Raw genomic sequence first — 8,722 nt, 5'->3', positions numbered from 1 at the left:
TCAATAATATTATGGAGAAAGTAACCATTGTGTCAACAGAAGATCTATCAACTGCATTAGGAGCAGAGGTGAAAATAAGTTCTGAAATAGGAGTTTGTCCTGTTACAATAACCGCAAAGAATAATGAAAATGGTATTGAGTGGGCAAAAAAAGCAAAGGAGAGTGTTAATGAACTGCTGTTAAAAAATGGGGCAGTATTGTTAAGAGGATTTACTATAGAAGGAGCAGCAGATTTTAATACAATGTTTAAAGTATTTGCAGGAGATCCGTTAGAGTACAAAAACAGAACATCTCCAAGAGATCAAGTTTATGAAAATGTATATACCTCTACAAGTCACCCTAAAGACCAAGAGATTCATATGCATACAGAGAATTCATATTCAAAAACATTCAATAGGTTAATTGCATTTTTTTGTTTAGTACCACCAGATGTAGAAGGAGAAACCCCTATTGCAGATGAACGTAAGTTATTTAATTACTTACAAGAAGAAACTTTAGAGGCCTTTCGAAAAAAAGGAGTAAAATACGTTAGAAATACCATACCAGGAGTAGGCTTAGATTGGAGAACGATTTATCAAACAGAAGATAAAAATCAAGTTAATAAATATTTAGATGATAATGGAATAGGATATGAATGGGTAGGAGATGATCACTTGAGAATTCAATGGGTACTTCCTGCTATTCAAAAACATCCGATAACTAATGAAGAAGTTTGGTTTAATCATATGTACTTTGGTCATAAGTCGTTATACGATCCAATGGTGTTGGAGTTTTTCGAAGAAAAAGATTTACCATTTGTAACTTACTTTGGAGATGGAAGCGAAATTAGTGATGAAGTAATCCAAGAATTCAAAGACTTTTATAAAGAGCATGCCATAAGTTTTCCTTGGCAAAAGAATGATTTTTTATTGTTAGACAATATGATGTTTGCTCATAGTAGACGTCCCTATGATGGAAAGCGTACCATTCTTACAGCAATGTCACAACCACATCAATTTAACCTAGACCTAAAATAAATATAATTTAAAGCACCTTTTATGTGTGGAATTAACGGATTCATAAACTTTACGAGAGCGCTAAATCAGGAAGATAAGTATGTTGCTGAACAGATGAATAAAAAAATATTTCATCGAGGACCCGATGCGCAAAATACATTACTTTATAAAAATGTCGCCTTTGGATTTAACCGATTAAGTATAATTGGGTTAGACAACGGAATGCAACCTGTATTTAATGAAGATAAATCTTTAATCCTTATTTGTAATGGAGAAATTTTTAATTACGTAGAGTTGCGAGAAGAACTTAGAAATAAAGGGCATCATTTTAGTACAAATACAGATATAGAGGTAATAGTTCATCTTTATGAAGAGTATGGAATGAAGCTGTTAGATAAACTAAATGGGCAATTTGCCTTTGCTTTATACGATACTAGAAAAGAATCGATGTTTTGTGTAAGAGATCATTTAGGAATCTTACCCTTTTTCTACACTTTTGTTGATGATACATTTGTATTTGCATCAGAAATAAAAGCAATTCTAGAGTATCCAAAAGTAAAAACATCGGTTGATCCAGTTGGCTTAGATCAGGTAATGACTTTTGCAGGGCTTATAAGTCCAAGAACAATGTTTAAGGGAATTAAAAGCTTAGAGAATGGTCATTATTTAGAAGTTACCAAAGAGGGGCAGATTAAAAATATAGAATATTGGGACCTTATTTATCCTGAAGGAGAAGTAAAAATGAACGGACGTTCAGAAGCCTCATATCTAGAAGAGCTAGAAGAACTGTTTGAAACAGCGGTAGGCTTACGTTTACGTTCAGATGTACCCACGGGGTATTATTTAAGTGGTGGGTTGGACTCTTCAATGATAGGAATGAAAATAAACCAATTACTTCCTAATATTCGAAAAGAAGCATTTTCTATTGATTTTCCTGATGCCAAAATTTCAGAATCATTTTACCAAAACATAGTTGCCAATGCAGGGAATTCTAACTTAAATAAAAAAACGTTTTACTTTAATGATATTGCTAGTAGATTGAAAAAATCTGTTTACCATAGTGAATGTCCTGTTAAAGAAACCTATAATACAGCCTCTCTGTATTTATCTAGTAAAGTGCGAGATGAGAAAATTAAAGTAATTCTTTCAGGAGAAGGAGCAGATGAGTTTTTTGCAGGGTATGTAGGATTTAGGTTTGATAAAATGCGAGAAATGAGTATGCTGGTAAATGATACCAGTAGAGAAGAAAAAGCTATACGAAAAAAATTATGGGGAGATGAATCATTTTATTATGAGTTGGATTTTATGAAGCATAATAAAGTTAAAAAACAACTTTATTCATCCTCATTAAATACAGCTTATGAAGAAGTAAACTGTTTAAATCATCCTATAATTAACCCAGAACGTATTGCAAATAGGAGCTTGTTAAATAAAAGAGCGTATATAGATTACAAACTTCGATTAACAGATCATTTAATCTCTGATCATGGAGATAGAATGGCAATGGCAAATTCTATAGAAGTTCGATTCCCTTTTTTAGATAAGAACATCGTTGAATTTTCAACTAAGGTTCCTGATACTTTAAAATTAAGTGAAGATTTTGTTGAGAAATATATTCTCAAAAAAATGGCAGCTAAGTTTGTTCCTAAAGCTGTATGTGAAAGAGAGAAGTTTGGTTTTGTAGCCCCAGGAAGCCCCTATTTATTACAACACAACAAAGAATATGTATCAGATATTCTTTCTTATGATAGAATTAAAAGACAAGGATTTTTTAATCCTGATGAAATTGAACGATTGAAAAAAATATATAGTCAAAAAGGATTTACTGTTAATGTACCTTTTGAAATGGACTTACTTCTCATCGTTACCACTTTTGGAATGTTTCTCGATAATTTTATTGAGAATTAGAATTCTTTTCAACTTAAACTATAACAACCTAAACTATAATTTATGATTATTCAAGAAGCACTGTGTAGGAGCTTATTAACGAATAGCCAACAAATAGCTATTGAAGAAAATAGAAGTACTATTACGTATGCTGAATTATTAGATAAGGCCAATAAAATTACTGGATATCTACAAGATAAAAATGTACCAGAAGGTGCCTACATCGGAATCCAAGCAACAACAGTAACCGATATGGTTAGTGCAATGCTAGGAATAATGAATGCTCGCTGTGTGTTTGTACCGATGAATGGAGAATTACCAGAAAAACGATTGGCAGGCATGGTATCAAAATTAGAACTGTCTTATTTAGTAGCAAATGACATAACAAGCCTATCGAGAGTATACGAAACAGTTTCTAAAATAGACTTTAAGACCGTTTATGCTAAAACGTATGAGATAACAACACCTCAGTACGATGCAGAAGACGCATTGTATGTTTATTTTACTTCTGGTTCTACAGGAGAGCCTAAAGGAATTATAGGTAAGAATAAAAGTTTACTTCAATTCCTACAATGGGAAACAAAAAAATTCACGATAAAAGAATCTGATAGATTTAGTCAATTTATAAGTCCGTATTTCGATGCCTTTTTAAGAGATGTTTTTACTCCTTTATTCAATGGAGCAACGATTTGCGTACCTCCTAAAGAAGAAGATTTTTTTACTACAGAAAAAATGGTAAAATGGATAGATTCACAAGAAATTTCAATTATACACTGTGTACCTAGTGTTTATAGGGTGTTTAACTCTCATAACCTTTCTTCTGAAAACTATGCAAAACTTAGATATGTACTTTTGTCTGGAGAAAAGATTATTCCATACGAGTTGAAGAAATGGTATGAGGTATTTGATAATAGAATTACATTAGTAAACCTTTATGGAACAACCGAAACAACCATGATTCGTTGTTGTTATGAGATTCAACCTTCAGATGTGTCTAAAGGAAAAGTACCAATTGGAAGTCCTATAGATGATACAGAAGTGTTGATTTTAGATAATAACCTTATGCCTTGTGGTCCCTTGGTATCCGGACAGCTTTATATTAGTTCACCCTATATTACTAAAGGGTATTTGAAAGACGAAGTACTTAACAAAGAAAAATTTATTGTTTTAAATGAAGGAACATCAGCAGAAAAAATAGCATTTAAAACAGGAGATCTTGCAAGGAGGCTTATAAATAATACAATAGAACTATTAGGTAGAACGGATAGGCAAATTAAAATACGAGGAATTCGTGTTGAAATTGATGAAATAGAAAATGTCTTAGTTGAAAGTCCACTAGTAGAAAATGTTGTGGTAACAAAAGATACATCAAACGATGAGCAATTGATAGCATATTATATTAAGGAAAAACTTTTTAAAGAAAAAGAGGTAAAAGATGAGGTTTATGACTATGTAAAAAATCACCTGCCAAATTATATGATTCCTTCATCACTTATTGAAGTTAATGAGTTCCCGTTACTGCCTAATGGGAAAATAGATTTTAAAACATTGATATTGAATGAAGAGAAAAAAGTAATTGTCGCGCCTAAAAATGATTATGAATTAAGAATATTGAAGGTTTGGAAAACCATTTTAGGAGATAAAACTATTTCTGTAGATGAAAACTTTCAAAGTGCAGGAGGAAGCTCATTAACTTTAATGCGACTTATAGGAAAATTATATTCTGAATTTGGTGTTCGTATGACATTAAAAGACTTGTTTAAAAATTTAACTATTGAAAAGCAAGCTCTTTTAATTGCTAGCTTAAGTAAAGGTACAGAAAGTGTTTACTCAATAAAAAAAGCAGCACATAAAGATTATTATAACTTATCTTCTTCGCAGAAAACAATTTATTATAACTATGAATTGAACAAACAAGGGATCGATTATAATATGCCTATGGTTTGGGAAATACTGTGGGATATTGAGGCAAGGAAAGTAGAAGAAACCATACAGAAAATAATTTTAAGACATGAAAGTTTGCGAACTTCATTCGCAATAAATGGAAATACATTTGGACAAAAAATACATGAAGAAATAGCTTTTCATTTAGCACAGAAGGATATAAAAAAGGCAAACCTAGATAAAGAAATAGAGGCTTTTATTAAGCCATTTAACCTTAGTAATCCACCATTGTTACGAGCAGGGTTGTTTAAAACAGAAGATAGTTTTTACCTTATTGTAGATCTGCATCATATTGCTTCAGATGGGGTTTCTCAACAAATACTTCATAAAGAGTTTATGACTTTATATATGAATGGAGAGCTAGCACCATTAAATTATACATATAAAGACTATGCTGAATGGGAAAACGAATTCAGAAATCAAAAAGATTTTGATGCATTAAAAGATTTTTGGTTGCATAAATTTAAAGATGAAGTTCCTAAATTAAATCTATTTTCAACTTTAGTACCAGAGAAAGAAGCAGATAAAGCAGGAGAACATATAGAGTTCAATATTGACAAGAAAGCAATTCAACATTTTATAAATGCGTTGTTTAATGAAAACATCACAGTTTTTACAGGAATATTTGGAGCACTGCAATTACTATTGTTAAAAGCTACAGGCCAAAAAGACATGGTAATAGGAATAACTTCCTCAGGAAGGGTTCAAGAAGAAACTGAAAATATAGTGGGGACTTTCGTAAATATGCTACCTATTAGACATTCCATTTTAGAAGACCTTCCTTTTATAAACTACGCGTTGAAATTAAAAGAGTTTTTTATAGAAGCAACTAGTAAACAACAATATAGTTTAATTGATGTCAAGGCAGAATTAAGTAAACAAAAACAAGAACATAATAATAGAATGTTTGATGTTTTATTTAATTATCAAGATATGACAAAAGTAAACGCATCTTCTGAAGAATATCCTATTAATTTTTATGAAATAAATACAAAAATTTCTAACTACCCTTTAGAAATGAAAGTCTTTGAAATGCCTGAAACGTTAAACTTTAAACTCAAGTATGCAAAGAGCTATTTAGATAAAAAAGATGCTTTAGCATTGGTAAAAGAGTTTAAATCTATACTACTACAATTAGGAAACAATCCAAATGGAGAAATCCATACTTATACAAAGAAAGAAGTTGAGCTCAATCAAATAATGGACGAAATCTCGTTCAACTTTTAAAAACAAAATATTTAAGTAAAATAAAAGTACGCTAACAGTGAAAATTCATTGTTAGGGTAGAAAACTATATTTTATTTCTAAAACCTTTAAGGATAATTACTACAATGAATACAAATAATTACTGGGAAAAGCGATTAAAAGGTTTTGAGTTGGAAGCGTATTTCAATGAAGAAAACAAGGAAGAATTTTCAGAAGCAACAACGTATAAAGAAGATAAGATTTTTGCAACAGAAGAACTGTTAAAATTACTACATGATATAGCACCTTCTGATAAAGCAAAATACATGGTATTACTATCAGTTTTGGGAGTACTTATTCAAAAAATAACAAGTAAAAGTGAAGCTCTTATTTGTACTCCTCTCTTTTCTTTAAAGGAAGAAAGCTCGGTATTTAAGAAAACCATTCCAGTTAGAATTTCAAACACAAACAAGTTAACATTGAAAGCGTTGTTAATACAGCTAATAAGTTGTTTAAAGGCCGATTTTGAGAATGAAAATTCATTAATAGATGATGTTTGGAATAAAAAGTTGAATGCTACAAAAATCGGTATGTACTTAAAACAAATACAAGTGGATAATTTTAGTCAATCGAATTACCCAGATTTGCAATTTATTTTTAGTGCAAACAACGAACTTTCTTTAGAAATTAAGTGTAATTCTGATTGTTATAATTTTAATTATATAAGAGAGATAGCCAAGCGTTATTTTATATTATTAAAGACAATATTAGTACAAAAGGATAAACAATTAAAAGATTGTTTGCTTACCACAGAAGAGGAGTTACAAGAATTAAAATTGTTTAATGAGCAGCCTAAAGAGCAAACCTATACCAAAAAATTAAATAAATTATTTGAAGAACAGGTTTCTAAGTCGCCTAAGGCTTTAGCGATAAAATATAAGGAAAGTGAGTTAACTTATGAAGAATTAAACGCCAAGGCAAATCAATTAGCAAATTACTTATTAAAACAAGGTCTTCGTAGCAATGAAATGGTGGGGGTATACCTAGATCGGTCTATAGAGACAATGATAGGATTATTAGGAATTTTAAAAGCAGGAGGTACGTATCTTCCAATGTCTCCTCAGTTTCCAAAAGAAAGAGTTGATTATATACTGCAAAAAGCAGAAGTTAAAATACTATTAACTCATCAAGAGCTTTTAAAAACTTCGTTTAGTTTTCATGGAAAAGTATTGGATATAAATACGCCAGAAATAACAAGCGAGTCACCAAATAATATAGAGTCGAATGGATTGGTAGAAGAGATAGCGTATTGTATTTTTACTTCTGGGTCTACAGGAACTCCTAAAGGGGTAATGGTATCTCATAAGAGTGTTATTAACCTAGTTAATGGACTTAAAGAAAAAGTATATCATAATTTAACAAGCCAGTTAAGAGTTGCAATGCTAGCTTCTCATGTTTTTGATGCTTCTATTCAGCAAATATTTGGAGCATTATTACAAGGGCATAGTTTATATATCGCAAGCCAAGAAGAATGTTCTGCAGGGAATAACTTATTAAACTTTTACGAAAAAAATAACATCCAACTTTCCGACGGAACTCCAACACACTTTAGGTTATTAGTTAGAGAATTAGAGGAAGGCTACCAATTCAAAGAATTTAAAGTTTGGATATTAGCGGGAGAAGAACTTCCTAAAAAAGTAATAGCGCACTTTTTCAAAAAAGTAAATGGAGAAATACAAATTTTTAACATGTACGGTCCAACAGAAACTTGTGTTGACTCTACCTATTATCCATTACTTAAAAAAGAAATAGAAAAACAAGCATTTATTCCTATAGGAAAACCATTGCCTAACGAGCGCGTATATATTACTGATGCATATGGAAATTTAATGCCAATTGGAATCATAGGAGAGCTTATAATTGCCGGAGATGGTGTAGCACATGGATATCTCAAAGAAGAAAAACTTACAGGGGAAAAGTTTAGAAAAAATTGGATTAGAGGAGAAGAAAAAGTATATAAAACAGGAGATCTAGGCATGTGGTTACCAAATGGTAATCTTAAGTTCGTAGGAAGAAAAGATGATCAAATAAAACTTAGAGGTTATAGAATAGAGTTTGGAGATATAGAAAATAGCATTTTAAGTTTTCATGCGGTAAAAGAAGTAGTTGTTGATCTTAGAGAATATAAAAACGAACCTTGTTTGGTAGCGTATTGTGTTGTAAAGGAAAATAATGATATGCGTAACATAAGAGATTTCTTATCAAACAAGTTACCAGAGTATATGATTCCTTCTTACTATGTTGAATTAAAAGAATTGCCATTAACAACCAGTGGCAAATTAAATAAAAAAATACTTCCAGACCCAGAAATAAATGTAACTGAAGAGCATAAGCTTCCAGAAAATAAAACAGAAGAGAAGTTGCTAACTATCTGGTCAGAAATTCTAAATCTAGAGAAAGAAAAAATTAGTACAGATGCTTCCTTTCTTACTTTAGGAGGGCATTCTCTGATGGCAATACAAATAGCCAATAATATCAAAAAAAACTTTGAAGTACCAATTACATTGGTTGAAACATTTCAACAGGCAACCATACAACAACAAGCAAAATTTATAGAGGCTAAACAATGGCTTAAAGAAAGCTCATCAACCATGTCAGAAGAGTCAAAACTAGAAATTGACATATAACTTTTTACTCCAACTAAACTACCT

At 31.1% G+C, this 8,722-nt stretch carries 4 protein-coding genes; all 4 read left to right on the top strand.

The window, feature by feature from the left end; all coding sequences use genetic code 11:
- Positions 1–11: 11 nt before the first annotated feature.
- The 4 genes from ACN0WY_RS06010 to ACN0WY_RS05995 all read left to right on the top strand — a co-directional run bounded on the left by ACN0WY_RS06010 (position 12) and on the right by ACN0WY_RS05995 (position 8,698).
- Positions 12–1,016, top strand: coding sequence for a TauD/TfdA family dioxygenase (locus ACN0WY_RS06010; RefSeq protein WP_330488576.1), 1,005 nt, complete (start codon positions 12–14; stop codon positions 1,014–1,016).
- A gap of 21 nt (positions 1,017–1,037) precedes the next feature.
- On the top strand, positions 1,038–2,903 hold the full coding sequence (gene asnB / locus ACN0WY_RS06005; RefSeq protein ID WP_330488575.1) for an asparagine synthase (glutamine-hydrolyzing): 1,866 nt from the start codon (positions 1,038–1,040) through the stop codon (positions 2,901–2,903).
- A gap of 42 nt (positions 2,904–2,945) precedes the next feature.
- Entirely contained in the window at positions 2,946–6,053 is a 3,108-nt protein-coding gene (locus ACN0WY_RS06000) for an amino acid adenylation domain-containing protein (protein ID WP_417799827.1), read from the top strand.
- A gap of 104 nt (positions 6,054–6,157) precedes the next feature.
- Positions 6,158–8,698, top strand: a complete 2,541-nt coding sequence (locus ACN0WY_RS05995; RefSeq protein ID WP_417799826.1) for an amino acid adenylation domain-containing protein — start codon at positions 6,158–6,160, stop codon at positions 8,696–8,698.
- Positions 8,699–8,722: the final 24 nt, after the last annotated feature.

The organism is Tenacibaculum sp., assembly GCF_048269885.1.
Lineage (GTDB): Bacteria > Bacteroidota > Bacteroidia > Flavobacteriales > Flavobacteriaceae > Polaribacter.
Note: the sequence above shows the minus strand (reverse complement) of the source record. Positions and strands in the feature narration are given on the sequence as shown.